Below are 257 nucleotides of genomic sequence, written 5' to 3' on the forward strand. Positions count from 1 at the left end.
AGATACTGGCGGCGATATGGTGGTGGTAGCCGCCGGTGGCGAAGAAGCTTGCACCCGGATACCGCGCCATGATCTTCAGGCCGAGGACACCGCGATAGAAGGCGTCGGCCTCCGGGATGTCTCCGACCTGCAGGTGGATGTGCCCGATCGCCGTGCCGCCCGCCATGCCCCCCCAGTTCGTCTTCGGAGCGCTCTCGTAGAGCGCCTGCAGGTTCAGCCTCTCCGTCGCCATCGCGACGGTGCCGCCCGGATGATAG

At 66.5% G+C, this 257-nt stretch carries 1 protein-coding gene; it reads right to left on the bottom strand.

Annotated features, from left to right (window positions below; all coding sequences use genetic code 11):
• Window positions 1-257, bottom strand: a 257-nt coding sequence (locus KVS69_RS19865; protein ID WP_217539859.1) for a VOC family protein, incomplete at both ends; no start/stop codon positions are given.

The sequence above is a fragment of the Stenotrophomonas sp. GbtcB23 genome (assembly GCF_019091045.1).
GTDB lineage: Bacteria > Pseudomonadota > Gammaproteobacteria > Xanthomonadales > Xanthomonadaceae > Stenotrophomonas > Stenotrophomonas rhizophila_A.